Genomic DNA, 23,154 nt, shown 5'->3' with positions numbered 1-23,154 from the left:
GGGGGTATCGGTCAAGCCGCCCGCCCGTGGTGGGGCCGGAAGCTGCCGGCGTCCCGATGCCGTGCGGCGGCAGTTCTGCCACGCCGGACGACTTGACGCACGCAAAATGTGATCACATTGTGCCGGCAGGTTTTCCGCCCTCCGGCCGGCGCGTCGTGCTGCGCCCCGCCGGGAGGACGTAACGGGATAGGAAGCGACAGATGACCCTGCCCAGATCCACGGCCGAGCTGCGTGCACTCGATGCGGCCCATCACCTCCACCCGTTCAGCGACATGAAGACGCTGAACGAAGAGGGCTCACGCATCGTGGTCAAGGCGGAAGGCGTCTGGCTGACCGATTCGGACGGCAACCGCATTCTCGACGGCATGTCCGGCCTGTGGTGCGTGAATGTCGGCTATGGCCGCGAGGAGATCGTCGAGGCGGTGGCGGCGCAGCTGCGCGAACTGCCCTATTACAACACCTTCTTCAAGACCACGCACCGCCCGGCCATCGAGCTGTCGGCCAAGCTCGCCGAGCTGACCCCGCCGCAGTTCAACAAGGTGTTCTTCACCGGCTCCGGCTCAGAATCCAACGACACGGTGATCAAGCTGGTCCGCCGCTTCTTCCAGATCAAGGAGAAGCCGGAGAAGAAGATCATCATCTCGCGCCGCAACGCCTATCACGGCTCCACCGTCGCCGCCGGCAGCCTGGGCGGCATGGCGCCGATGCACGGCCAGAGCGCGGTCATTCCCGACATCCTGCACATCGCCCAGCCCTATTTCTGGGGCGAGGCGCGCCAGGGCGAGACACCGGAGGAATTCGGCCTGCGTACCGCCCGGGCGCTGGAAGCCACCATCGACGCCATGGGCGAGGACCGCATCGCCGCCTTCATCGCCGAGCCGATCCAGGGCGCCGGCGGCGTCATCATCCCGCCCGCCAGCTACTGGCCTGAAGTCGCCCGCATCTGCCGCGAGCGCGACATTCTGTTCGTTTCCGACGAAGTGATCTGCGGCTTCGGGCGCACCGGCAACTGGTTCGGCTGCGAGACCTTCGGCACAGAGCCGGACATTCTTGTCATGGCCAAGGGCATCACCTCAGGCTACATGCCGCTCGGCGGGGTGATGGTGGCCGACCGCGTGGCCGAAGTGCTGCATGAAGGCGGCGACTTCAACCATGGCTACACCTATTCCGGCCATCCCGCCGCCTGCGCCGCCGCGCTGGCCAATCTCGCCATCATGCAGCGCGAGGATCTGGTGGGCCGCGTCGCCAATGATGTCGGCCCCTATCTCAAGGCCCGCTGGAGCGCGCTGGCCGAGCACCCGCTGGTGGGCGAGGCGCCGATGACGGGCCTCCTCGGCGCGCTGGAGCTGACGCCTGACAAGGCCGGCCGCACCAAATTCCCCGATGTCGGCAAGGCCGGCACGCTGGCGCGGGACTTCTCGTTCAAGAACAACCTCGTCATGCGCGCCGTGCGCGACCGGCTGATCATCGCCCCGCCGCTCATCATCTCGCATGAGGAATGCGACGAGCTGGTTGCCCGCGTGCGCAAGACGTTGGACGAGACCTTCGCCGAGCTCAAGCGCTGGGGCTGGGTGCGCTAGCAGCACCCCCACCCGTCGCGGAAACGTGCTTATATGAGCGCGCAGGCACAACACGCGCGAGCCCGGATATGAATGCCGTGACCTCCATTCCGGATGGACCGGGCGTCAGCCCGGCCCGCACCGCCGCGCTGCGGGCGGAGGCGGAAGCGCTCTATCTCGGCACCCGGCCGAAGACGCGCGCCGCCGCCGAGGCCGCCGCCCATCTGCTCGACGGCGTGCCGATGCACTGGATGGTCGACTGGTCGACCCCGGTGCCGCTCGTCATCGCGCAGGCCAGCGGCGCCCGGCTGGTCGATGTGGACGGCCATGCCTATGACGATTTCTGCCTTGGCGACACCGCCTCGCTGTTCGGCCATGGGCCGGCCCCGGTGGCGCAGGCGCTGGCGCGGCAGGCAACGGCCGGCCTCGCCACCATGCTGCCGAGCCCGGACGCCGCCCTTGTCGGCGATCTGCTCGCCGCCCGCTTCGGCCTGCCCTATTGGCAGATCGCCACCACCGCCACCGACGCCAACCGCTTCGCCCTGCGCGCCGCCCGCGCCGCCACCGGGCGCCCGCGCATCCTCGTCTTCGATGGTGCCTATCACGGCGCGGTGGACGAGACCTTCGTCGAGATCGGGCCGGACGGGCGCGTCGGCAACCGTCCCGCCTTGATGGGCGAGCCGCGCGACCTCGCCACGCTCACCCGCGTCGTGCCGTTCAACGATCTCGATGCGCTGGAGGCGGCGCTGGCGGACCGCACCGTGGCCTGCGTCATCGCCGAACCTGTGATGACCAACTGCGCCATGGTGCTGCCCCAGCCCGGCTTCCATGAGGGGTTGCGCGAGATCACCCGGCGCCACGGCACGCTGCTGCTGATCGACGAGACCCACACCCTCTCCACCGGCCCGGGCGGCTATACCCGCACCCATGGGCTGGAGCCGGACATGTTTGTCGCCGGCAAGGCGGTCGCCGGCGGCATTCCCGCCGCTGTCTGGGGCATGACCGAGGACGTGGCCGAGCGCTTCCGCACCGCCCGCATCAACCGGCCCGACGGCCATTCCGGCATGGGCACGACGCTCTCAGGCAGCCCGCTGCAGCTGGCCGCCCTGCGCGCCAATCTCGAAGAGGTCGCCACCGAGGCCGCCTATGCGCAGATGAACCGCCTCGCCGACCGGATGGAGGCGGGGCTGGCGCAGGTGCTGAGCGAGGCCCGCCTGCCCTGGCACGTCGCCCGCTGCGGCGCGCGGGTGGAAGTGGTGCGGGCGCCCTTCCCGCTCACCGACGGGCGGCAGGCCAAGGCCGCGCACTATCCGGCGCTGGAGGCCACGACGCATCTCGCCTTGCTGGTGCGGGGGGTGCTGATCTCGCCCTTCCACGACATGATGCTCGCCTCCCCGGCGACGTCGCAGGCGCAGGTCGACAATCTTGTTGCCGCCACGCGCAACGTGGTCGAGCGGCTGGTCGGCTAGAGCGGGGCCGGAGGGCGGCCTCACCGATCAGGCTGAACCGCTCGGACCCCGCTCCGGCGTTTCGGCAGGAGGCGTCGCCAGGACGGCGCGGCAGGCGTCGCGGTCTCGATCTGGGAAACGCGCAGGTTGAGCGAATAGATCGCGCGCAGCAGCAGCGCATTCTCGGCCCGGAGCTTCTCGATGTCGGAGCATTCCACCACCTGTTCCGGCCGCAATGGCGGAAACAGCGGCGCGGCTCCAAGCTGCGGCACGTAGCGCGCCTTCACCGCCTCATCATCCGCGCGGGCCTGCTCCAGCACGGCACGGCGCTGCTCAAGGGGCAGGAAATAGGAGCCCGAACCGGCTTTGAAGGCAGCCGGCCCGATGATCTGCGCCAGCTTGTCGAGCACGTCATTGTCGTGCCCCCCCGAAAACAGGTCGCGCACGCGGTTGAGCAGATCGGTCAGATGCTCGTTGCAGCTGGGATTGGCCGGGGCCGGGCGCGCCATCTCGGGAGAATGCAGCCCGATGACCTGCATGAAGTGGACTGTCACGTCGCCGTCGGGGAAAAAATCCCGACGATAGGGAAAGACCTTGAGGCTCTGCAGTCCCACCTGCTCCTCCCACGACGTCAAGGCCGGCAGCCATCCGGAAAAGTCGAAGTCCTTCCAGAACTCCTCGGGAGAGGCATGAGTCTTGACGCCCCATTGCTGCCACGCCGCGATCAGGAAGTCGTCCCGGCGGCGGACATAGGCGAACACTTCGGGGAGGAACCCCGCCGCGCGGGCTGCCGGGATCACCATGGCGGCCGCGCCGGGCTGCAGGAGCAGGTTCTCGGCGCTGAGAATCAGCATATCGGCGGCGCGATCGTCCATCGCCACGGCCAGCGCCTTGAAGCGGTGCGTCAGCTCCTCGACGCGGGTCGGCCGGTCGCCCATCTCCCGGAAATAGCCGACCTGACCATAGGTGATGATCTGAGCCGCATCCATCGCGTCGGAGGCGACCAGAACGCCGCGGGCGGCCAGCCGCTCATTATTGGCGGCGAGCGCCGCCTGTATCGCCGAGCTTCCGCATTTCGGGCCCCCGACATGGAGCACAAGGCGCCGCGCGCGCGGCACCGGCTCGCGCCCGGCCAGCGTCTGGCCGCGCCTGCGGGCCAGCCTGTCGCGGAAGTTACGGAAAAGACGAGAACCGCGCGCCCTTGCCATCAGCCCTGCTTCGTGTCGAAGCCGGCGTCCTTCCAGGCCAGAATGCCACCCGCCATGTGGCGGTGAAGGTCGAAGCCGGCGGCCTGCGCGGCGGCGGCCGCCTTCTGCGAGCGCTGGCCCGAGCGGCAGGAAAACACCAGCTTCTTGTCGCCGGGATCCGGCAGGGCGGCGGCATCGAAGGTGGAGAGCGGAAAGTCGACCGCGCCGGGAATGCGCTCGGCGGCCAGTTCGTTCGGCTCGCGCACATCGACAAGAAGGATGGTGCCGTCTTCGAGGCCGGCCCTGACCTCCTCGACCGTCAGATTCTCGATCACGCCACCGAACGGATTGGGCTGCATTGTGAGGCTCCTTGAGTGCCTGAACGAGGTAGTCCCGCCGGCCCTGTCGCGCAAGTATGCCTCGCGAGCCCCGCCGCGTCAGGTCCGCAGAGCCCGTTTCCGCTCAGTTCGGTCGTGCGGTGGTGACGCCCGCGACCACCAGAAGCCCACCGAGCAGAACGACCAGCGAGGGGAACTCGCCGAAAAGAAGGGCCGCGAGCGTTGTGCCGACGACGATCTGCAGCAGCAGCACGACCGAGATGACCCCCGCCGGCAGCCGGCCGAGCGCGAAGGTCGCCAGCCCCTGGCCAGTGGCGTGGGCGATCAGGCCGAGCCCGATCACCGCCAGCAGCCCCTGCAGCGATTGCGGGATCAGCGTTTCCCCGCTCGCCACCGCCCAGCCGAGGCAGACCAAGGCCCCGGTGGCGCTGGCGACCAGCGAAACCATGCCGCCACCCAGCGGCACCGCATCGCCGCGCCCGGCCCGGCGCACCGCGCGCGTCGCGAGCATGTACGAGGCATAGGCCAGCGCGGCGCCGACGCACAGCACATCGCCCGTGACGCTTACCGGTCGGCTGCCCGCCTGCCCCCCACCCAGGGCACTCGACCCGATGATGATGAGCGTGCCGGTCAGTGCCAGCACGAGCGCGATCAGCAGCCCCCGCGTCGGCCGCTCGCGCAGGATCAGCCAGCCGAACACGAACACGAACACCACGGCGAGATTGCCGAGCAGCAGCGCATTCGCGGTGCTGGTCAGCGCCAGTCCCTTGTGGAACACGATCAGGTCGGCACCGAAGAACAGGCCGGCCAGCATCGCCAGCAGCACCTGCCGCAGCGAAGGGCGCAAAGCGGTAACGCCGGCGCGGCGAGCGTGGCGGACCAGGGCGCGATGCTCGGCATAGGCCCAGACCATGGCGGGGCCGAGGGCAAAGAACAGGCGCCAGAAGCCGATAGCGGCCGGGCCGGCATCGGCAAGGCGCACCAGCGGCGCCGAGAAGCCGATGCACATCGCCGCCATGATCACCGCCAGGAAGGCCTGGCGCCGCAGCTGCGTGTCGCGGATCACAGACGGGGCGGCGTCGGGGAGAACCCCGAGCGAAGGTTCGATCACGGCGGCAGGGGGCGGAGACATTGCCGAACTCGACAGGTGCTGGAAAGTCTGAAAACGAAGGAGGCTAGGCTGCGGCCAGCGCAGAGACCGGCGCCAGCGCGGGCTGAGATCGGCAGCCTTACCTAGGCCAGCCTGTCTACCGCGCCATTTGAAATCGCGAAAGCGAGTTTATTTTGTCATTCCATCATCGTTTCTGATATGAAAGTCGGCGCGCTCGCCAGGGCGCGACAAATCCTCATCCGGCGGACCGGAGGGCGCGATGCGACATCTCGACACCGAATCGCTTGGCATGCTGATCGCCATCGTCGACACGGGCGGGTTCACGGCGGCGGCCGAGCGCGTCGGGCGCACCCAGTCGGCGGTTTCGGCCCGTATTGCCCAGCTTGAAGACAATCTCGGCGTGCGGTTGCTGGAGCGCTCGCGGCGCGGCATTTCGCTCACCGAGACCGGGGAGCGGCTCGTCGCCCATGCCCGCCGGCTGCTGGCCTATGAGAGCGAGGCGCTGGCCGACCTTAAGGGCGGCACGCCGGAGGGCAGCGTGCGCGTGGGCATGCCCGACGACTATGTCGACGCCTATTTCACCCCCACCATCGCCCGCTTCGCCGCCGCCTATCCGCGCGTCGAGATTTCCATCCGCGCCGACCTCTCCAAGCATATCGAGCCGGAGGTCGATCGCGGCCATATCGACGTCGCACTGCTGACCCGCGACAGCGCCCGGCCGACCGGCGAACTCATCAAGCGCGAAAAACTGCTCTGGCTGGCGGCGCGCGGCTATCGGCCGGAGCGCAATTCGCCGCTGCCGCTGGCGCTGTTTCCCACCGGCTGCCGCGCCCGCCCGCACATCGCCTCCAGCCTCGACAAGGCGGGGCTGAGCTGGCGCGTCGCCTGCACCTCCTCCTCGCAGGGCGGCATCCATGCGGCGATCGAGACCGGGCTGTGCATCACCGCTTTGCCCGAATGCGCCGCACCGCCGGACTGGCGCCGCCTCGGCCCGGCCGAAGGGCTGCCGCCGCTGCCGGATATCGAGGTCGCGTTGTTCCTCGCCCCCGCCGCCTCCTCCGCCGCCCGCCGCCTTGCCGACATGCTGCGCGCGGCGCTCGCCATGCCAGTCGTGGAAGCCGCCTGACGCTCCGGGCACCCCGCGCGTCATCTAAATTTCACATGCAGCGCATGCCGCCCTGCGGTAACGCTGCGCCATGAAAGACGCACCCGCCCCTGCCCGCACGGACAAAGGAACCCCGGTCGAGGTGTTCCTCGCCTTTCTGCGTCTCGGCCTCACCTCGTTCGGCGGTCCGGTGGCGCATCTCGGCTTCTTCCGCGAGGATCTGGTGAAGCGGCGTCGATGGCTGAGCGAGGAGAGCTATGCCAGCCTCGTCGCGCTCTGCCAGTTCCTGCCCGGCCCGGCCTCCAGCCAGGTCGGCATGGCGGTGGGGCTCATGCGCGCCGGGCCGCTGGGCATGGCAGCGGCGTGGCTGGGCTTCACCCTGCCCTCGGCGCTGCTCATGCTCGCCTTCGCCTATGGGGTGAGGCATGCCGACGCCGCCGGCATGGGCGGGGGCTGGCTCAACGGCCTGAAAGTGGCCGCCGCCGCCATCGTTGCCGATGCGGTGCTCGGCATGGCCAAGACGCTGTGCCCGGACCGCCCGCGCCGCAGCCTCGCCCTTGTCGCGGCAGCGGCGGCGGCCCTGCTGCCGGGGGCCCTCGGCCAGATCGGCGTCATTGCCGGCGGCGCGCTCGTCGGCCTTGCCTTCATCCGGCTCGACGGCACGGCGGTGCGCGAGCCTTCTGGCCATTACCTGCCGGGGCGGACAGCGTCGCTGATCGCCTTCTCGCTGTTCGTGCTGCTGCTCGCCGGCCTGCCGCTGCTGGCGCAGGCCAGCGGCAATGCCGGCGTCGCCTTGTTCGACACGCTCTACCGCGCTGGGGCGCTGGTGTTCGGCGGTGGCCATGTGGTGCTGCCGCTGATCGAGGCGGAACTGGTCAAGCCCGGCGGGCTGACCCGCGAGGTCTTCCTCGCCGGCTATGGCGCGGCGCAGGCGGTGCCGGGGCCGCTGTTCAGCTTCGCCGCCTATGTCGGCGCCATGATGCCGCTGCCGCCCAATGGCGTGGCAGGCGGTCTGCTGGCGCTGGTGGCGGCGTTCCTGCCCTCGGCGCTGCTGGTCTATGCGGCGCTGCGCTTCTGGACCCGGCTGGCGGCGAACCGGCGGGTGCGCGACGGCCTCGCCGGGGTGAATGCCGCCGTGGTCGGCCTGCTCGGCGCGGCGCTGTGGGACCCGGTGATCACGTCGAGCCTCACCTCACACCGCGCCTTCGCGCTGGCCCTGCTCGCCTACCTTGCGCTGGCGCTGTGGCGGGTGCCGGCCTGGGCGGTGGTCGGGGGCGCCGCCCTCGGCGGCGCTATTGTTCTCTAGGACTTGCGCCGCCCTCGGCGGCGCCATTCTTCTCTAAAGACGTGCCCCGCCCGTATCCCTCAGCCGCGCGAGACCTTGAACGGCGAGAAGCTCTGGCAGGTGGCGAAGGCCTGGATGCGGTTGATGTTGACGCGCCGCGGCAGGGTGGAGGCGAAGAACACCTGCTCGGCGATATCCTCGGCCGTCATCGCCTCGGTGCCGGCATAAACGTTCTCCGACTTGGCGGCATCGCCATGGAAACGCACGAGCGAGAACTCGGTCTCCACCATGCCCGGCTCGATATTGGTCACGCGCACGCCGGTGCCGGCGACATCGGCAATCAGGTTCAGTGCGAACTGCTTCACGAAGGCCTTGGTGGCGCCATAGGTGTTGCCGCCGGGATAGGGGTAGTCGCCGGCCACCGAGCCGGTGAAAAGCACATGTCCTTCCTTGGCCTCCACCATGGCCGGCAGCGTCGCGCGGATAGTGTAGAGCAGCCCCTTGATATTGGTCTCGACCATGTCATCCCAATCCTTGAGGCTGGCCGCCTGGGCCGGCTCCAGGCCGAGCGCCAGGCCGGCATTGGCGAACACCACGTTGAACGGGGCGAAGGCCTCCGGCACGCCGGCCAGCGCCGCCACCAGCGCGTCATTGTCGCGCACATCCACTTCGAGCGGATGGAAATGGCTGCCGAGCTCGTCGCGAAGCGCGATCAGGCGGTCGGCGCGGCGGCCGGTGCCGACGACATGAGCGCCCGCCAGCGCGAAGCGCCGGGCGGTGGCGGCGCCGATACCGGAGGTGGCTCCGGTGACAAGGACACGCAGGGTGGCGGGATCCAGCATCTGGTACATGGCGCAGCTCCTTTTCGCTGCAACGCACATAGAACAGTTTGCGGCAAAACTGAACGGGGGATGCGGGATGGCCCGCGACACGCCCCTGTTGCGCGACCGACGGCCGGCGTTAAGCTTTCATTGAGCATAAGCACGCCAAATGTGGCCGTGGGGAAGGCGTGGCGACGCCATTGGGCGTTGGGGGTCACGCTGATGCCATCTTCCCCGGGGAAACAGGGCGGGTAGCAGGGATAGTGCGAATGCCGAAAGCGGCGCCGCACCGTTTAGGATTGCAGGAGACGTCCGGCGGGTTTTGCCGGGCGAGGAGTACAGCGCCGATGAAGTGCACCGCCGTCGTCATCACGTCCGCAACCGCCCTGCTTCTGGGCGGCTGCAGCACCGTGCTCGACGGGTTCGGCGACAAGGCAGCGAGCCCGGTTGAAACCAGCCAGATCACCCCGGCCCCCTCGGGCTCGGTGGAAAGCTCGCCCGTTGCGGCGCCAACCCCGACCACTTATGGCGCTTCGGCTGCCACCGCCGCCGCCGCGGTCACGCCGACCTCGCCGAGCGCCGCCTCGCAGGTCGCGCTCGCCCCGCCGCCGGCCACCGCGCCGGGCGGCGTCGCCTATGCCGAACCGGGCGCCGCCCGCACCCAGCTCGCCGGCACCTGGAACTATGCCTGGGACGAGGGCCAGAAGAGCTGCAAGGTCACGCTGTCGACCGATCGCGGCATGTCCGGCTTCGCCGCCACCGCCGACGTCGACTGCCCGAACGATATCTTCATGACCAAGGGCTGGGACGTGTGGGGCAACGAAATCGTCCTTCAGAACCATGTCGGCAAGGTCACGGCCCGGCTGCAACCCGCCGGCGCTGGCCAATATGACGGGGTCGCCACCGGCGACGGCGCCAAGGTGACGCTCACTCGCAGCTGATCCGCCTGCGGAATTGACCGGACCCATCCGGTCATTCCGGCGCGGCGGGAATGTTGACGCCCGCCAGCCCCTTCGCTTTGCCCTCCGACGAATACCGTTCGATGTGAGAAATCTCGCGGCGACGCGCGACTATCGTCGTCTCGTCTTCGTAGTGTCTCGTATGGCGACCACGGTAACACTGTGAGAACTTGGCCACAGGCGCGTTCACAAGAACGGGAACAGAAATTTATTTCGTGCGTTTGGCGCTCAGGGCCCTCATTTTATCCATGAGGAAAGCCGATTGATTCGAGATGGCGATCGGGAGATGTTGTGATGCTGCAGTCTGCGAGCGTGACAGTGACGATTCCGGCGCCAGGCCCGCTGCGCGAGGCTGACACTCGCATCGCCTATATCAGGCGCGAGCCCGCCACAGTGGCGCAGCTGATGTCCCAGCACCTTGATCTTGCCCGCCCCGGCTCGGACGCCGAGGCGCTGCGGCTTTTGCGGCAGGCCTTTCCCGCCGCGCCGCTGGCCGCGCGGGTCGAGGCGATGAAGGCCCGCGCCCGCTGAGCGGGCGTCTCCATTTTTCGAGCTACCGTCGCGGCGCCGGCCCTTAATTCAGCGGACCGGCCCGTTCGTCCTGCGCGCCGCCCTCTACCGGCGCGGGGTGATGCGCGGCGGCGTGGGCATGGGCGTGCCGCACCTCATAGGCCCGCGACAGCTGGTTGTAGCGCATCACCGAGAAGGGCAGCGCCGCGAGATAGGCGACGCAGATGACGGAGAGCACCGCCCACGGCCATGTCACCAGCACCGCCACGAACAGCACCACGCAGATGAAGAGCGGCATCACCTTGTCGCGCGGGATGCGGGCGCCCAGCCGCTTGCCCGAGAAGGCCGGCAGCTTCGAGACCATGAGCAGCGCGATGGCCAGGCAATAGAACGCCGCCACCGCCGGCGAGGCGACAAGGCGCGGCAGGCCGACCAATTCGAGATAGACCGGCAGCAGCACGCAGATCGCCCCGGCCGGGGCGGGAACGCCGGTGAAGAAATCCCCGGCGAAGGGCGGCTTGTTGGGGTCTTCCAGCATCACGTTGAAGCGGGCGAGGCGCAGCGCGGCACAGATGGCGAAGGCCAGCGCCGCGATCCAGCCGACCGAGCCGAGCGTCTCCAGGCCCCACATATAGAGCACCAGCCCCGGCGCGACGCCGAAGCAGACGAAGTCGGACAGGCTGTCCAGCTCGGCGCCGAAGCGCGAAGTGCCGTGCAGCATGCGCGCCAGCCGGCCGTCGAGACCGTCCAGCACCGCCGCCAGCACGATGGCGCCAAGCGCCAGTTCCAGCCGCCCCTCGATCGCCATGCGGATGCCGGTGAGGCCGGCGCACAGCGCCAGCAGCGTCACCAGGTTCGGCAGCAGCAGCCGGAACGGCACCGCCTGGAAGCGCCGGCGCGGCGGCTCCGGCGCATCGGGCTCGAAGGGAGGAAACAGGTCGGCCATCGCACGCTCGCGGGTTGGAAAACTCAATCGATGCGGAAGGTCGGCTCGGTGCCGATGGCGGCGCGATCCGCCAGAACGGTTTCGCCGGCAATGGCGCGCTGGCCCTCGGCCACCGCCGGGCGGGTGCCGAGCGGCAGGTAGACATCGACCCGCGAGCCGAAGCGGATCAGCCCGAAGCGCTCGCCCGGCGCCAGCAGGTCGCCCTCGCGCACGAAGCTGACGATGCGCCGCGCCACCAGCCCGGCGATCTGCACCACGCCGACCGCGCCGATGGCGGTGTCGAGCACCATGCCGCTGCGCTCATTGTCCTCGCTCGCCTTGTCGAGATCGGCGTTGAGGAACTTGCCGGGGCGATAGGCGATGCGGGTGATCCGGCCCGCCAGCGGCGCCCGGTTCACATGCACGTCGAACACATTCATGAAGATGCACACGCGCGGCAGCGGCATGTCGCCGAGGCCAAGCTCGGCCGGCGGCACTGCCGGCCCGACCAGGCAGACGCGGCCATCGGCGGGGGAGACGACGAGCCCCTCGCGCACCGGCGTCACCCGCTCGGGATCGCGGAAGAAATAGCAGATCCACAGCGTGATCAGCACGCAGATCCAGCCCAGCGGCGCAAACAGCCACAAAAACAGCGCCGACACGCCAGCGCCGATCAGGACGAACGGGTAGCCCTCGCGGTGAATGGGGGCGAGGCCACTGCGGACGGAATCGAGGACGGACATCAACTGGCCTTTCTGCCCGGTGCCCATGGGTCACGCGCCGGGTCCTTGCGCCGAGAGGTAGGGCGCGCCGGCCCGCCCGTCAAATGCCGGATGCGCGACATGGTTCCGCAGAGGTCGCCCGCGCGCCCTCAATCGCCTCAGGCCGGGACCGCATCCGCTGCGCCGAGGGAGGGCGTCACGTCCTCCTCCTCGCCTGCGGCCTTCAGCGTCTCGATGGCGCGTTCGGCCTCGCGCTGGCGCTCCCACATGGAATGGTAGAGGCCACCGCGCTCCATCAGCTCGCCATGGGTGCCACGCTCGGCGATGCGGCCGTGCTGCAGCACGATGATCTCGTCCGCCCCGACCACGGTGGAGAGGCGATGGGCGATGACCAGCGTCGTGCGCCCGCGCGAGACACGCTCCAGCGCGTCCTGGATCTCGCGCTCGGTGTGGCTGTCCAGCGCCGAGGTCGCCTCGTCGAGGATGAGGATCGGCGGGTCCTTGAGGATGGTGCGGGCGATGGCGACGCGCTGCTTCTCGCCGCCGGAGAGCTTCAGCCCGCGCTCGCCGACCTCGGTGGCATAGCCCTTGGCCGTGCGGCGCACGAAGCCGTCGATCTGCGCCAGCTCGGCGGCACGCGCCACCTCCTCGTCGGAGGCGCCGGCCCGGCCGTAGCGGATGTTGTAGCCCAGCGTGTCGTTGAACAGCACCGTGTCCTGCGGCACCATGCCGATGGCGGCGCGCAGGCTCGCCTGCGAGACGTCCCGCACATCCTGCCCGTCGACCAGGATGCGACCGCCGCTGATGTCGTAGAAGCGGTAGAGCAGCCGCGAAATGGTCGACTTGCCCGCCCCGGACGGCCCGACGATCGCCACCGTGCGCCCGGCCGGCACCTCGAAGCTGACGCCCTTGAGGATTTCCCGCTCGGGATCATAGGAAAAGCGCACATCCTCGAAGCGCACCGTGCCGCCCTTCATCTCCAGCGCTGGCGCGCCGGGCCGGTCGCGGATTTCCGGCGAGCGGGCGAGGATGGTGAACATCGCCTCGATGTCGATCAGCGACTGCTTGATCTCACGATAGATCATGCCGAGGAAGTTCAGCGGCTGATAGAGCTGGATCATCATGGCGTTGACCATGACGAAGGAGCCGACCGACTGCCGCCCGGCGCGGATATCCAGCACGCACAGCGCCATGACGGCGGTGAGGCCGAGGGTGAAGATTGCCGCCTGCCCGGCGTTCAGCCAGGCCAGCGAGGTGTGGGTGGTGACGGTGGCGCGCTCATAGCGGGCCATCGAGCGGTCATAGCGCTCGGATTCCCACTTCTCGGCGCCGAAATACTTCACCGTCTCATAGTTGAGCAGGCTGTCCACCGCCTTGGCGTTGGCGTCGGTGTCGCTCTCGTTCATCGCCGCGCGGATACCCATGCGGTACTCGGTCATCACGAAGGTGAAGAGCGTGTAGGCGAGGATCATGCCGATGGTCGCCGCGACATAGCGCCAGTCGAACTGCCAGAACAGCACGCCGATCACCATGGCGAATTCGAGGATGGTCGGCCCCAGATGCAGCACCAGCATCCGCACGATGGTCTCGATGCCCTCGCGCGAGCGCTCCAGCACCCGCGTCAGGCCGCCGGTCTTGCGCTCCAGGTGAAAGCGCAGCGAGAGCGCGTGCATGTGCTGGAAGGTTTCCAGCGCGAGGCGCCGCACCGCATGGATCGCCACCTTGGCGAACAGGCCGTCGCGCCACTGCGTCAGCCCGGCCATGACGATGCGCGAGCCGCCATAGGCCAGCGTCAGCATCAGCGGGCCGGCGACAAGCCAGGCAATGGCGTCGGTGGAGATGCGCGCGCCCTCACCTTCCGCCACCGCGTCCGTCGCCCATTTGAAGAAGAAGGGCGTGGACATGGTGGCGATCTTCGCCAGCACCAGCAGCAGCAGCCCCCAGACGACGCGGGTGCGCAGGTCCGCCCGGTCGGCCGGCCAGAGATAGGGCCACAGCCCCTTGAGCGCGACCAGAAGGCTGCCGCGCGGATTGATCTCGGTGGCGGAAGAGGCGCGCGCGCTAGCGGGGCCTTGCGGTGCGGACATGCGAATTTCCGTTCTTCTCAGTCGCGGGCGGCGGGCGCCCGGATAATGTCGTCGTTCATACGTAAGGCGTCGTCACGCAGATGGTGACGGGGCGCGCTCAGACCAGTGCGTCGGAACGCGGAGCAGGGTTGCCGGCGCCGCCCTCCTGCGCCGGCGCCGCCGTCAGCAGCGCCAGCAGCGGCAGCACATCGCCGGCCAGCGCGGCCACCGTCGCGCGGTCGAGGCAGTAGCAGGAGCGCGGGCCCTCGATGGTGCCGGTGATCAGCCCCGCCTCCTTCAGCACCTTGAGGTGCTGCGAGACGGTGGACTGCGCGAGGGTGAGCCCGCGCACGATCTGCCCGCACTGGCAGCGCTCCGTCTGCGCCAGCGCCCGCAAAATGGCGAGCCGCGCCGGATGCGCCAGCGCCCGCAGGCGCAGGGCCAGCAGGTCGTCGGCGTCGCTGGCGGCATCGGAAACAGCATCGGCAGAAATCATCGCCATCGTTTATCGTCGATAGACGATGATTTCAAGACAGCCCCCTGCTGAGACGCGTGTCGGGCGCGGCCGTGGAACCGGATGGCCCGCCGGGCCATTTGCACCCGAGCGCGGGCAATGCCATGTGAGGGTGATCAGAGCGCTTGAACCCACCCGTGCTGCGGTGCAACATGGTAGCCATGACAAAGATCAAGAGCATATGCGTCTATTGCGGCGCGGCTACCGGAGCCGATGCTGTCTATCTCGAAACCGCCATCGCGCTCGGGCGTCTGCTCGCCGCCGAGGGCATACGCCTCGTCTATGGCGGCGGCGGCGTGGGGCTGATGGGCGCCACCGCACGCGCCTGCGCGGAAGCGGGCGGCAAGGTGACGGGAATCATCCCCGACTTCCTGCTCGGCAAGGAACAGGCCTTCGACCATGCCCATGAGCTGATCGTCACCCGCGACATGCATGAGCGCAAGCGGCTGATGTTCGAGCGGGCAGACGCCTTCATCGCCCTGCCCGGCGGCATCGGCACGCTGGAAGAACTGATCGAGCAGCTCACCTGGGTCCAGCTCAACCGGCATTCCAAGCCGGTCATGGTGCTCAACGTCGCCAATTTCTGGGACCCGCTGCTGACGCTGCTGGATCACATGCAGTCGACCGGCTTCGTCAACATCGCCCGCCCGGTGAAGCTGCTGGTGGCGCACAATGTGCGCGCCGTGCTGCCGAAGCTGCACACCGCAGTCGCCCATCTCGGCGAGGCCGACCTGCATGGCGAGGCCGAGGAGCGCGTGCTCGACCGGATGTGAGCGGGACGCAGCCATCCACGCGCATGCGTCAGGCGGAGAATTTCCTGCCTGCTGTGGGGATGGCCTCCGACCGGCGTCACAGCATGATGCAATGTCCCATGAATCGACGCCATCCCGAGGCGCCCGGCGAATCGGGGGCGCGAGGGATGGCGACGATGGACGCCCCTGCCGTCGCTAATGCGTCGTCTCAGGCGCGGCCAGCGGCTTTTCCATCGTCGTGTTGGCCAGCCACACCCCGCCCAGCGAGAGCGTGTTGCGCTGCTTGGGGGCAAAGCCGCGCTTGCTGAAGAAATCGAGCGCGGTGTCGCTGGCATCGACCGTCAGGCTCGTGGCGCCGCGCGCGCCGGCCAGCCGCTCGATGGCGTCATAGAGCAGAGACGCCACACCCTCGCCGACCGCTTCCGGCCGCACATACAGCATGTCGATCAGGCGGTTGTCGGCCAGCGCGATGAAGCCCACCACCTCGCCGTCGCGGGTGGCGACAAGGGTCAGCTGGTCGGTCAGGCGGGCCGCCAGCGCCTCCTCGTCGGAAGCCGCCGCCGCCCAGGCGTCCCGCTGGTCGGAATCATAATCCTCCTCGGTCAGCTCAAGGATCGCCGCCTCGGCAATGGCGGCGAGCATCGGCACGTCGCCCGGCAATGCCGGGCGCAGCGCGGCCGTGGGGGGCCGGTTGGCGCCGCTCACCGCTTCGGCTCCCAGGAGGTGGTGCCGTCCTTGTTGTCCTTCAGCGCCACGCCGAGCGCCAGCAGCTCGTCGCGGATGCGGTCGGACGCGGCCCAGTCGCGGTTGCGGCGGGCCTCGATGCGCTCCGATATGCGGGCCTCGACCTCCTCGGCCGGGATCGTCAGCACCGGCGCCCGCGCGGCGGCCCAGGCTTCCAGCGGGCCGGGCTCGAAGCCGAAGAAGGCGAGCGTGCCCGCCAGCGCCTTCTTGCCGGCATGGTCGCGCAGCGCGTGCATCTCAGCGATCGCCTTGGGCGTGTTGAGGTCGTCGGCCAGCGCCTCCAGCACCGCCGGCGCCGGGCGCGGATAGGCGTCGGGGGCGGCGGCGTCGAACCACTGCTCCAGCGTCTTGGCGCTCTCCTCCAGCCCCTTCACCGTCCAGTCGATGGGCTGGCGGTAATGGGTCTTCAGCATGTTGAGCCGCAGCACCGGGCCGGGCCAGTCGGCCAGCAGCTGGCGGATGGTGATGAAGTTGCCGAGCGATTTCGACATCTTCTCGCCTTCCACCTGCAGGAAGCCGTTATGCATCCACACCTTGGCCATCAGCCCGGAGTGGAAGGCGCAGCGTGACTGCGCCACCTCGTTCTCATGGTGGGGAAAAACGAGGTCGATGCCGCCGCCATGAATGTCAAAGGTCTCGCCCAGGTGCTTCCAGCTCATGGCGGAGCACTCGATGTGCCAGCCCGGCCGCCCGGGGGCCGCGATGCCCGCCGGCGAGGGCCAGCCCGGCTCGCCGGGCTTGGAGGGCTTCCACAGCACGAAGTCCATCGCGTCCTTCTTGTAGGGCGCAACATCGACCCGGGCGCCGGCCAGCATGTCGTCCAGCGGCCGGTTGGAGAGCTTGCCGTAATCGGGCATTGAGGGCACCGAGAACAGCACATGGTCCTCGGCGACATAGGCATGGCCGGAGGCGACCAGCTTTTCGATCAACTGGCGCATCTCGGCGATGTGCTCGGTGGCGCGCGGCTCGACATCGGGGTGCAGCACGCCCAGCGCTTCGAGATCGTCGTGGAACTGCGCCTCGGTGGTGAACGTCACCTTGGCGATCGCCTCGTTGAGGTCGAGGCCGGGATGCTCCGCTGCGGCGCGCGCGTTGATCTTGTCGTCCACGTCGGTGATGTTGCGCACATATTTGACGTGGTCGGCGCCATAGAGATGGCGCAGCAGCCGGTACAGCAGATCGAACACGATCACCGGGCGCGCATTGCCGATATGGGCGAAGTCGTAGACCGTCGGGCCGCACACATACATCCGCACCTTCGCGGCATCGAGGGGGGTGAAAACCTCCTTCGACCGGGTGAGCGTGTTGTAGAGCTTGAGCTCGGGAAGCGCCTGCGCGTTGGTGCCCGACATATCTGTGCCTTCCGGATCCTGCCGCGTCAGGTGAAACGCGGCGCCGCGTCTGTCGTCCGTTTGGCCGGCCGCGTCAAGCCGAGGCCGGGATAAGCCCGCAGACAACACCGAAGGCGCGGCAACAACGGGCGTCCGCACCGCCCGTGTATCAGGGACAGTTGACGGGTGCGGGAGGTGCGGCTATCTCGCCGCCACGATGACGGCGGGACGAAAATTTTAAGGGTCGGTTCAAACCTTTTCGCCACATTCACGTTGTCCTGCCGCCACCTTGTCGCCACCAAAGAACGCACCAACCATGAACGCGATGCCGCGCCTGCGCCTGACTCTTCTCGCTGTCGCCCTGGCGCTCGCGCCCGGTCTCGCCATGGCCGACGAGAACACCGCCATCTTCAGCGTCGACCTCTCCGACGGCTATGGCATCGACACCTGCATCGCTTCCGGCGCGCCCTGCGGCCAGGCGATGGCGGATGCGTGGTGCCGGGTGCATGACTTCACCCGCGCCACCAGCTTCGGCCCGGCACGCTCGGATGCGCCGGCGGGCCTCGCGGGCACCGCCCCGGTCCGCACCGCCGCCTGCGAGGGCAGCGCCTGCCAGAACTCCGTCGCCATCACCTGCGCGCGCTGAACGCCTGCGCGCCGAACGCCTGCGCGCACAGAAGGCTTGCGCGCTCAGCCGGCGCGCAGGGCCGACCTCACTTGAGATAGTCGCCGCATTTCGGCGCCTCATTGGTCGCGCCCCAGGGCATGACCGGCACGGTCGAGGTCGAGTTCTTCGGGCTGCCCTCGATGAGCTTGTCGGAATAGACCAGATAGACCAGCACGTTGCGCTTGGCGTCGCAGCCGCGCACGATCTGCATCTTCTTGAAGATCAGCGAGCGGCTCTCGCGATAGACCACATCGCCCTGCTCGAACTTGCTCTTGAAGCTGATCGGGCCGATCTGCCGGCAGGCGATGGAAATGTCCGAGACCTCCTCGGCCACCCCCAGCATGCCCTTCACCCCGCCCCGCTCGGGCACGGTGTAATGGCAGGCGACGCCGTCGACGACGGGATCGTCGATGCCATAGGTCGCGAGCTTGTCGTCGGGGGTGAGGAATTTCCACACCGTCGACTTGCGGAAGATGAGGTCCGGCTCCTGCGCGTGGACCGGGCCGACGGCGAGGCCGGCGGCCAGCGCGAGGGCGGCAAGGGCGAGAGAGCGAAAGGCGGGGACGCGGGGGGCGCGGATCATGCGGATGTGAACTCCGATCGGAACGTCCCGCATATGGGGCGGCCGGCCCCGGGCGCAACGCCCGGCATGTCCCACACTGCGCGGCTCGCCGGCATCGGCCCGCTTGCATCGGGCGGGGAAAGCGGGTTCAAACTTTCGACAAGCTTGCCGTGCTCATTGCGGCCTTCACCCGATTCCGGCACACCCGCTTCCGTCCGCCATCGCGATTGCAGTCTCCCTTGATGACATTCCGCCGCCACCGCTTCGCCGCCCGCCTCCTCATCGCCGCGGCGCTCCTCGCTCCGGCGGGCCTTGCGCACGCGCAGGCCTATCCGCCCGGCAGCGTCGGCGGGGGGTATGATGGCGGCGGCTATGAAGGCGGCGACCGCTCCACCTGCATCCGGCTCGAGGGCCAGCTTGCCGGGCTCGACAGGGGCCAGGGCGGACAGCCCGATCTCGGCGCCGCCATCGCCCGGCAGCAGCAGGACATCGCCAACCTTTCCGCCCAGGTGCGCCAGCTCGGCTGCGACAAGCGCGGCTTCCTCATCTTCCAGCCGCAGCTGCCGCCGCAGTGCGAATCGCTCAACCGCCGCCTCACCCAGGCCCGCTCGAATCTCGACCGCACCATGATGCAGGCGCGCGGCCAGCAGAGCGGCAATAATGAGCAGCGCCGGCAGCTGATCTACGCCCTCGCCCAGAACAATTGCGGCCCCCAATATCAGGCCGCGCTCGGCCAGGGCGGCGGCGGGGGTTATGGCAACCAGAACCGCCGCCCGCGCAATTTCATCGAGCAGCTGTTCGGCGTGCCGGCGGACGAAACCGGCCCGCTGGACGTGCAGCCGCTGGAAATGCCGAAGGTGTCGACCTATCGCACCGTGTGCGTGCGCACCTGCGACGGCTTCTTCTTCCCCGTCTCCTTCGCCGCCACCCCGGCCAAGTTCGGCTCGGACGAGGCGCAGTGCCAGCGCCAGTGCCCGGGCACCGAGGCGCGGCTGTTCGCCTATCGTAACCCGGGCGAGGACATCAACCAGGCGGTCGGCATCAACGGCCAGCCCTATATGTCGCTGCCCACCGCGCTGCTGTTCAAGAAGGAATTTGTCGCCGCCTGCACCTGCCGCCCCAGCGGCATGAGCTGGGCACAGGCGCTTTCCGGCCAGGAAGACCCCACCTTGCGCAAGGGCGACATCGTCGTCACCGAGGACGCCTCGCGCGAAATGGCGCAGCCGCGCCCGGCCACTCCGGCGGCGACCAAGAAGCCCTGATCTGCGCGCCCGTCATCCCGCACGGCCAAAGGCCGATTCGGGATCGTCGCCCCGATCGGCACGCGATCCCGGCTCTCCGCGAAGCGGCGGCCGGGATGACAGCCGGAACCTGAACGGCCCTATGTGCCTACGCCCGCTCGCCCCGTAGCCGCGCGGCCGCCCTGTCGCGGCCGATCAGCGGCAGCAGCGCCTTCATTTCCGGTCCGCTCTCGCAGCCCGTGAGCGCGAGGCGCAGGGGATGGAACAGCGCCCGGCCCGCGCGCCCGCTCGCCGGCTTCAGCGCCGAGATCCAGCGCGGATAGACCTCTTGGTCCCACTCGCCCTCCGGCAGCAGCGCCGCCGCCTGCGCGAGGAACGCCGCATCTTCCGCCGCCGTCACTGGCTCAAGCGGTCCCTCGACCACGCGCCACCAGTCGGCGGCCTCGCCAAGCCGGGCGAGATTGCCGCGCACCGCGAGCCAGAAGCCCTCAGAGCCGCCGACACCGAGCGCCGCCAGCCGATCGGCCACGGCCTCGAACGGCAGATGGTGCAGCGTCGCGGCGGTCAGGGCGGAAAGCTCGGCCGGGTCGAAGCGCGCCGGGGCGCGGGAAATCTTCGCGAAGTCGATCTTCGCCGCCAGCGCTTCCAGCGAGGCTGACGGCTCCACCGCCAGCGAGGTGCCGGTCAGCACGGCCAGCGACGCCACGGCCAGCGCCTCCTCGCCCTCCTCGCGCAGCGCCCGCAGCGAGAGATGGCCGAGCCGCTTGGACAGCCCCTCCCCGCTCGGCAGCACGAGGAGATTATGGTGCCCGAAGCGGGGCACGAAGCCGCCCAGCGCCTCGATGATCTCGATCTGCACGCCGGTATTGGTGACGTGGTCCTCGCCGCGCACGACATGGGTCACGCCCATATCGATATCGTCGACCACCGAGGTCAGCGTGTAGAGATAGGAGCCGTCCTCGCGCACCAGCACGGGATCGGACAGCGTGGCGGTGTCGACGCCCTGCCGGCCGCGCACCAGGTCGTCCCACACCACCTGCCGCCCGTCGAGGCGGAAGCGCCAGTGCGGCCGGCGGCCCTCGGCCTCCAGCGCCGCGCGGGCCGCGTCGGTGAGCTTCAGCGCCGCGCGGTCATAGACCGGCGGCAGGCCGCGCCGGCGGCGGGACTGGCGCTTGGCCTCCAGCTCGTCCTCGCTCTCGAAGGCGGGGTAGAGCCGGCCGAGCGCCTTGAGCCGCGCCACCGCCTCGTCATAGCGGACGAGCCGTCGTGACTGGTGCTCCACCCGGTCCGGCGCGAGGCCAAGCCAGGCGACATCCTGCGCGATGGCGTCGGCGAATTCAGCGGTCGAGCGCGCGGTGTCGGTGTCGTCATAGCGCAGGATGAACGTGCCGCCCCATTGCCGCGCGAACAGCGCGTTGTAGAGCGCCGTCCGGGCATTGCCGACATGCAGCAGGCCGGTGGGCGAAGGCGCGAAACGCAGGACGGGCGGGGCGTCGGGGGCAATGTCGGACATGCCGTCTTATCGCCGAGGACGCCCCATCGGAGCAAGCGCCGGCGCCACACATGCGCCCACAGCTCTAGGCGGCACGGCCCCGCTCGGCGTCGTCATCGTCGCGCTGGTGGTGAACGTCATTCCGGCGCTGTTGACGGGGGCCCGCCCCACCCATCTCGAAGAGGTGGTTCTGCTCGCCGCGCTGCCGCCGGGGTTCTCCGGCATCGTCATCGCCGGGGGCGAACAGACCTATGTCGACCTCGCCTCCTCGACGCTGATTGTCAGCGTGGTCGCCTTCGCGGGGGGCGCCACTCTGGACCGCGCTGCCCCGTCATCTGGCGGGATGAGCGGGAGCGGTCCTCCCCGCCGAGATCGCCTCACGATCAGGCGGTCGGCAGGCCGTCCGCCCCGGCCCGCTCGGGGGCATCCCCCTCCGCGAGCAAGCGCGCGGGGATCACCGCGCCGTCGGGGCCGAGCGCCCCGGCCGGCTTCCAGCGGTTGCGCAGCGCGGCAAGAGCGCGCCGCTGCGCGGCGTCGAGGTTCGCCAGAGCGTCGCCGGGCGTCACCAGCCGCGCGCCGAGCCGAACGGACAGCGCCGTCAGCAGCGCGCCGCGCATGTCCGACGCCAGCGTGTCCTCGGCAGAATCGGCAGGGCCGGCGAGCGGCGACAGCAGCGTCTCCATCGCCTGCACCGCCGGGTCGATAGAGACGCAATCGCACCGCACGCCCAGCGCCCCGGCGAGGGTCGCCGCCTCGGCACACCCCTCCGGCGCGCGCTCGTCCGTGGGCAGCGCCACCAGGTGCACCCGCGCCGGGCCCAGCGCATCCACCGCCAGCACCGCCGCCAGCGCCGAATCGAGGCCGCCGGACAGGCCGAGCACCACGCCGGGAAAGCCGTTCGTCTCGACATCGTCGCGCAGGCGGAGCACGCAGGCGGCATAATCCGCCTCGTCGCCGGCCAGCAGCGGCGCGCGGGCGCCCTCCTCGCAGCGCCAGCCAACGGCCCAGCGCTCCCAGCGGGTCAGGCGCACACGCTCCTGGAAGTTGGGCAGTTGCACCGCCAGCGAGCGGTCGGCGTTGAGCACGAACGAGCCGCCGTCGAACACCCGCTCGCCCTGCCCGCCGACCGCGTTGACATAGGCGAGCGGCAGCCCGCTCTCGACCACCCGCGCCACGGCAAGGTTCAGCCGCTCGTCATGGACGTCGCGGCGATAGGGCGAGCCGTTGGGGACCAGCAGGATTTCCGCCCCGGTCTCCATCAGGCACTCGATCACGTCAGGCGACGCGATATCCTCGCACACCGGCACGCCAAGCCGCACGCCGCGAAAGGCCATCGGGCCCGGCATCGGGCCGGGGGCGAACACGCCATGACTGGGCAGCTCGACCTTGAACCGCACGCCCGCCACCGCGCCGCCATCGAGCAGCAGCGCGGCATTGTAGAGGGCGCCGCCCTCGACCCAGGGCGCGCCGAGAAGCAGCGCCGGGCCGCCATCGGCGGTCTCGGCGGCCAGGTCTTCCACCGCCCGCCGGCACGCCCCCTGAAAAGCTGGTGTCAGCACCAGCTCTTCGGAGGGATAGCCGGTGAGAAAGAGCTCGGTGAAGACGACAAGCTCCGCCCCCTGCCCGCCCGCCAGCGCCCGCGCCTCGCGCACACGCCGGACATTGCCGGCAATGTCGCCCGCCACCGGGTTGAGCTGGGCGAAGGCGATCAGGAGCTGGTCGGCGGGCGTACTCGATATGGGCGTGGTGGACATGGGCGTGGTGGACATGGACGCGACGTTGCCTTTTCCCCGCCGGCACCGGCAATCGTGGCCG

22 protein-coding genes are annotated in these 23,154 nt (G+C 69.4%); 9 read left to right on the top strand and 13 right to left on the bottom strand.

Annotation, left to right across the window (positions count from 1 at the left end; translation table 11 throughout):
* Positions 1–200: 200 nt before the first annotated feature.
* Positions 201–1,580: an aspartate aminotransferase family protein gene (locus BLO63_RS13350; protein ID WP_091441370.1), complete on the top strand. Its 1,380-nt coding sequence runs from the start codon at positions 201–203 to the stop codon at positions 1,578–1,580.
* A gap of 68 nt (positions 1,581–1,648) precedes the next feature.
* On the top strand, positions 1,649–3,028 hold the full coding sequence (locus tag BLO63_RS13345; protein WP_091441368.1) for a transaminase: 1,380 nt from the start codon (positions 1,649–1,651) through the stop codon (positions 3,026–3,028).
* Between the two features lie 20 nt (positions 3,029–3,048).
* On the opposite strand, the gene BLO63_RS13340 is transcribed toward BLO63_RS13345, so the two are convergent.
* From BLO63_RS13340 to BLO63_RS13330, 3 genes are all read right to left on the bottom strand, one after another.
* Complete coding sequence (locus tag BLO63_RS13340) at positions 3,049–4,215, bottom strand: hypothetical protein (RefSeq protein WP_091441366.1); 1,167 nt, start codon at positions 4,213–4,215, stop codon at positions 3,049–3,051.
* Positions 4,215–4,553, bottom strand: coding sequence for a rhodanese-like domain-containing protein (locus tag BLO63_RS13335; RefSeq protein WP_091441363.1), 339 nt, complete (start codon positions 4,551–4,553; stop codon positions 4,215–4,217). Before BLO63_RS13335 ends, BLO63_RS13340 begins: the two co-directional genes overlap by 1 nt.
* 103 nt (positions 4,554–4,656) lie before the next feature.
* Positions 4,657–5,664 (bottom strand): DMT family transporter, encoded by a 1,008-nt coding sequence (locus BLO63_RS13330; protein WP_091441360.1) that lies wholly within the window; start codon positions 5,662–5,664, stop codon positions 4,657–4,659.
* 238 nt (positions 5,665–5,902) lie between these two features.
* Here BLO63_RS13330 and BLO63_RS13325 point away from each other — a divergent pair, with 238 nt between their 5' ends.
* Both BLO63_RS13325 and chrA read left to right on the top strand, forming a co-directional pair.
* A complete protein-coding gene (locus tag BLO63_RS13325) occupies positions 5,903–6,769 on the top strand; it encodes a LysR substrate-binding domain-containing protein (protein ID WP_091441357.1) in 867 nt (288 codons plus the stop codon).
* Positions 6,770–6,839: 70 nt separating this feature from the next.
* A complete protein-coding gene (gene chrA, locus BLO63_RS13320) occupies positions 6,840–8,054 on the top strand; it encodes a chromate efflux transporter (RefSeq protein WP_205409325.1) in 1,215 nt (404 codons plus the stop codon).
* 59 nt (positions 8,055–8,113) lie between these two features.
* On the opposite strand, the gene BLO63_RS13315 is transcribed toward chrA, so the two are convergent.
* Positions 8,114–8,884 carry an SDR family NAD(P)-dependent oxidoreductase gene (locus BLO63_RS13315; RefSeq protein WP_091441351.1) on the bottom strand — a complete coding sequence of 257 codons (771 nt, stop codon included), beginning with the start codon at positions 8,882–8,884 and terminating at the stop codon, positions 8,114–8,116.
* 317 nt (positions 8,885–9,201) lie between these two features.
* Here BLO63_RS13315 and BLO63_RS13310 point away from each other — a divergent pair, with 317 nt between their 5' ends.
* Together BLO63_RS13310 and BLO63_RS13305 are read left to right on the top strand one after the other, a co-directional pair.
* Positions 9,202–9,795 (top strand): protease inhibitor Inh/omp19 family protein, encoded by a 594-nt coding sequence (locus BLO63_RS13310; RefSeq protein ID WP_091441349.1) that lies wholly within the window; start codon positions 9,202–9,204, stop codon positions 9,793–9,795.
* Between the two features lie 312 nt (positions 9,796–10,107).
* Positions 10,108–10,344: a transferase gene (locus tag BLO63_RS13305; protein WP_091441346.1), complete on the top strand. Its 237-nt coding sequence runs from the start codon at positions 10,108–10,110 to the stop codon at positions 10,342–10,344.
* Positions 10,345–10,387: 43 nt separating this feature from the next.
* Here BLO63_RS13305 and pssA read toward each other — a convergent pair whose 3' ends face one another.
* The 4 genes from pssA to BLO63_RS13285 all read right to left on the bottom strand — a co-directional run bounded on the left by pssA (position 10,388) and on the right by BLO63_RS13285 (position 14,538).
* A complete protein-coding gene (gene pssA / locus BLO63_RS13300; protein ID WP_091441344.1) occupies positions 10,388–11,269 on the bottom strand; it encodes a CDP-diacylglycerol--serine O-phosphatidyltransferase in 882 nt (293 codons plus the stop codon).
* 23 nt (positions 11,270–11,292) lie between these two features.
* Complete coding sequence (locus BLO63_RS13295; RefSeq protein WP_162841811.1) at positions 11,293–11,991, bottom strand: phosphatidylserine decarboxylase; 699 nt, start codon at positions 11,989–11,991, stop codon at positions 11,293–11,295.
* Between the two features lie 137 nt (positions 11,992–12,128).
* Entirely contained in the window at positions 12,129–14,057 is a 1,929-nt protein-coding gene (locus BLO63_RS13290) for an ABCB family ABC transporter ATP-binding protein/permease (RefSeq protein ID WP_091441338.1), read from the bottom strand.
* Positions 14,058–14,154: 97 nt separating this feature from the next.
* On the bottom strand, positions 14,155–14,538 hold the full coding sequence (locus BLO63_RS13285) for an ArsR/SmtB family transcription factor (protein ID WP_091441336.1): 384 nt from the start codon (positions 14,536–14,538) through the stop codon (positions 14,155–14,157).
* Between the two features lie 173 nt (positions 14,539–14,711).
* On the opposite strand from BLO63_RS13285, the gene BLO63_RS13280 reads away from it, so the two are divergent.
* Positions 14,712–15,323 (top strand): LOG family protein, encoded by a 612-nt coding sequence (locus BLO63_RS13280; protein ID WP_483073322.1) that lies wholly within the window; start codon positions 14,712–14,714, stop codon positions 15,321–15,323.
* Between the two features lie 174 nt (positions 15,324–15,497).
* Here BLO63_RS13280 and BLO63_RS13275 read toward each other — a convergent pair whose 3' ends face one another.
* Both BLO63_RS13275 and cysS read right to left on the bottom strand, forming a co-directional pair.
* Positions 15,498–16,022 carry a GNAT family N-acetyltransferase gene (locus BLO63_RS13275; protein WP_091441330.1) on the bottom strand — a complete coding sequence of 175 codons (525 nt, stop codon included), beginning with the start codon at positions 16,020–16,022 and terminating at the stop codon, positions 15,498–15,500.
* On the bottom strand, positions 16,004–17,398 hold the full coding sequence (gene cysS / locus BLO63_RS13270; protein WP_091441328.1) for a cysteine--tRNA ligase: 1,395 nt from the start codon (positions 17,396–17,398) through the stop codon (positions 16,004–16,006). Before cysS ends, BLO63_RS13275 begins: the two co-directional genes overlap by 19 nt.
* A 295-nt stretch (positions 17,399–17,693) precedes the next feature.
* Here cysS and BLO63_RS13265 point away from each other — a divergent pair, with 295 nt between their 5' ends.
* On the top strand, positions 17,694–18,023 hold the full coding sequence (locus BLO63_RS13265; RefSeq protein WP_091441326.1) for a hypothetical protein: 330 nt from the start codon (positions 17,694–17,696) through the stop codon (positions 18,021–18,023).
* 67 nt (positions 18,024–18,090) lie between these two features.
* On the opposite strand, the gene BLO63_RS13260 is transcribed toward BLO63_RS13265, so the two are convergent.
* The gene (locus BLO63_RS13260) at positions 18,091–18,627 is read right to left on the bottom strand and encodes a CreA family protein (protein ID WP_091441323.1); all 537 of its coding nucleotides are present in this window, start codon (positions 18,625–18,627) and stop codon (positions 18,091–18,093) included.
* 221 nt (positions 18,628–18,848) lie between these two features.
* Between BLO63_RS13260 and BLO63_RS13255 the strand changes: the two genes are divergently transcribed.
* Entirely contained in the window at positions 18,849–19,868 is a 1,020-nt protein-coding gene (locus BLO63_RS13255) for a DUF2865 domain-containing protein (RefSeq protein WP_091441320.1), read from the top strand.
* Between the two features lie 127 nt (positions 19,869–19,995).
* Here the strand turns inward: BLO63_RS13255 and BLO63_RS13250 are convergent, their stop codons facing one another.
* Positions 19,996–21,360, bottom strand: a complete 1,365-nt coding sequence (locus tag BLO63_RS13250; protein WP_091441318.1) for a glutamate--tRNA ligase — start codon at positions 21,358–21,360, stop codon at positions 19,996–19,998.
* Positions 21,361–21,722: 362 nt separating this feature from the next.
* Complete coding sequence (locus tag BLO63_RS13245; RefSeq protein WP_244517862.1) at positions 21,723–23,108, bottom strand: nitrilase-related carbon-nitrogen hydrolase; 1,386 nt, start codon at positions 23,106–23,108, stop codon at positions 21,723–21,725.
* Positions 23,109–23,154 lie beyond the last annotated feature (46 nt).

This window comes from Ancylobacter rudongensis (assembly GCF_900100155.1).
Taxonomy (GTDB): Bacteria; Pseudomonadota; Alphaproteobacteria; order Rhizobiales; family Xanthobacteraceae; genus Ancylobacter; species Ancylobacter rudongensis.
Note: the sequence above shows the minus strand (reverse complement) of the source record. Positions and strands in the feature narration are given on the sequence as shown.

Bases quoted from the DNA above. Each gene is read 5' to 3' on its own strand.
- BLO63_RS13325 (WP_091441357.1), top strand. From the start codon at position 5,903: ATGCGACATCTCGACACCGAATCGCTTGGCATGCTGATCGCCATCGTC.
- cysS (WP_091441328.1), bottom strand. From the start codon at position 17,398: ATGTCGGGCACCAACGCGCAGGCGCTTCCCGAGCTCAAGCTCTACAAC.
- BLO63_RS13290 (WP_091441338.1), bottom strand. From the start codon at position 14,057: ATGTCCGCACCGCAAGGCCCCGCTAGCGCGCGCGCCTCTTCCGCCACC.
- BLO63_RS13285 (WP_091441336.1), bottom strand. From the start codon at position 14,538: ATGGCGATGATTTCTGCCGATGCTGTTTCCGATGCCGCCAGCGACGCC.
- pssA (WP_091441344.1), bottom strand. From the start codon at position 11,269: ATGGCCGACCTGTTTCCTCCCTTCGAGCCCGATGCGCCGGAGCCGCCG.
- BLO63_RS13305 (WP_091441346.1), top strand. From the start codon at position 10,108: ATGCTGCAGTCTGCGAGCGTGACAGTGACGATTCCGGCGCCAGGCCCG.
- chrA (WP_205409325.1), top strand. From the start codon at position 6,840: ATGAAAGACGCACCCGCCCCTGCCCGCACGGACAAAGGAACCCCGGTC.
- BLO63_RS13295 (WP_162841811.1), bottom strand. From the start codon at position 11,991: ATGTCCGTCCTCGATTCCGTCCGCAGTGGCCTCGCCCCCATTCACCGC.
- BLO63_RS13260 (WP_091441323.1), bottom strand. From the start codon at position 18,627: ATGATCCGCGCCCCCCGCGTCCCCGCCTTTCGCTCTCTCGCCCTTGCC.
- BLO63_RS13265 (WP_091441326.1), top strand. From the start codon at position 17,694: ATGAACGCGATGCCGCGCCTGCGCCTGACTCTTCTCGCTGTCGCCCTG.
- BLO63_RS13250 (WP_091441318.1), bottom strand. From the start codon at position 21,360: ATGTCCGACATTGCCCCCGACGCCCCGCCCGTCCTGCGTTTCGCGCCT.
- BLO63_RS13310 (WP_091441349.1), top strand. From the start codon at position 9,202: ATGAAGTGCACCGCCGTCGTCATCACGTCCGCAACCGCCCTGCTTCTG.
- BLO63_RS13340 (WP_091441366.1), bottom strand. From the start codon at position 4,215: ATGGCAAGGGCGCGCGGTTCTCGTCTTTTCCGTAACTTCCGCGACAGG.
- BLO63_RS13335 (WP_091441363.1), bottom strand. From the start codon at position 4,553: ATGCAGCCCAATCCGTTCGGTGGCGTGATCGAGAATCTGACGGTCGAG.
- BLO63_RS13255 (WP_091441320.1), top strand. From the start codon at position 18,849: ATGACATTCCGCCGCCACCGCTTCGCCGCCCGCCTCCTCATCGCCGCG.
- BLO63_RS13280 (WP_483073322.1), top strand. From the start codon at position 14,712: ATGACAAAGATCAAGAGCATATGCGTCTATTGCGGCGCGGCTACCGGA.
- BLO63_RS13350 (WP_091441370.1), top strand. From the start codon at position 201: ATGACCCTGCCCAGATCCACGGCCGAGCTGCGTGCACTCGATGCGGCC.
- BLO63_RS13330 (WP_091441360.1), bottom strand. From the start codon at position 5,664: ATGTCTCCGCCCCCTGCCGCCGTGATCGAACCTTCGCTCGGGGTTCTC.
- BLO63_RS13315 (WP_091441351.1), bottom strand. From the start codon at position 8,884: ATGTACCAGATGCTGGATCCCGCCACCCTGCGTGTCCTTGTCACCGGA.
- BLO63_RS13345 (WP_091441368.1), top strand. From the start codon at position 1,649: ATGAATGCCGTGACCTCCATTCCGGATGGACCGGGCGTCAGCCCGGCC.
- BLO63_RS13245 (WP_244517862.1), bottom strand. From the start codon at position 23,108: ATGTCCACCACGCCCATGTCCACCACGCCCATATCGAGTACGCCCGCC.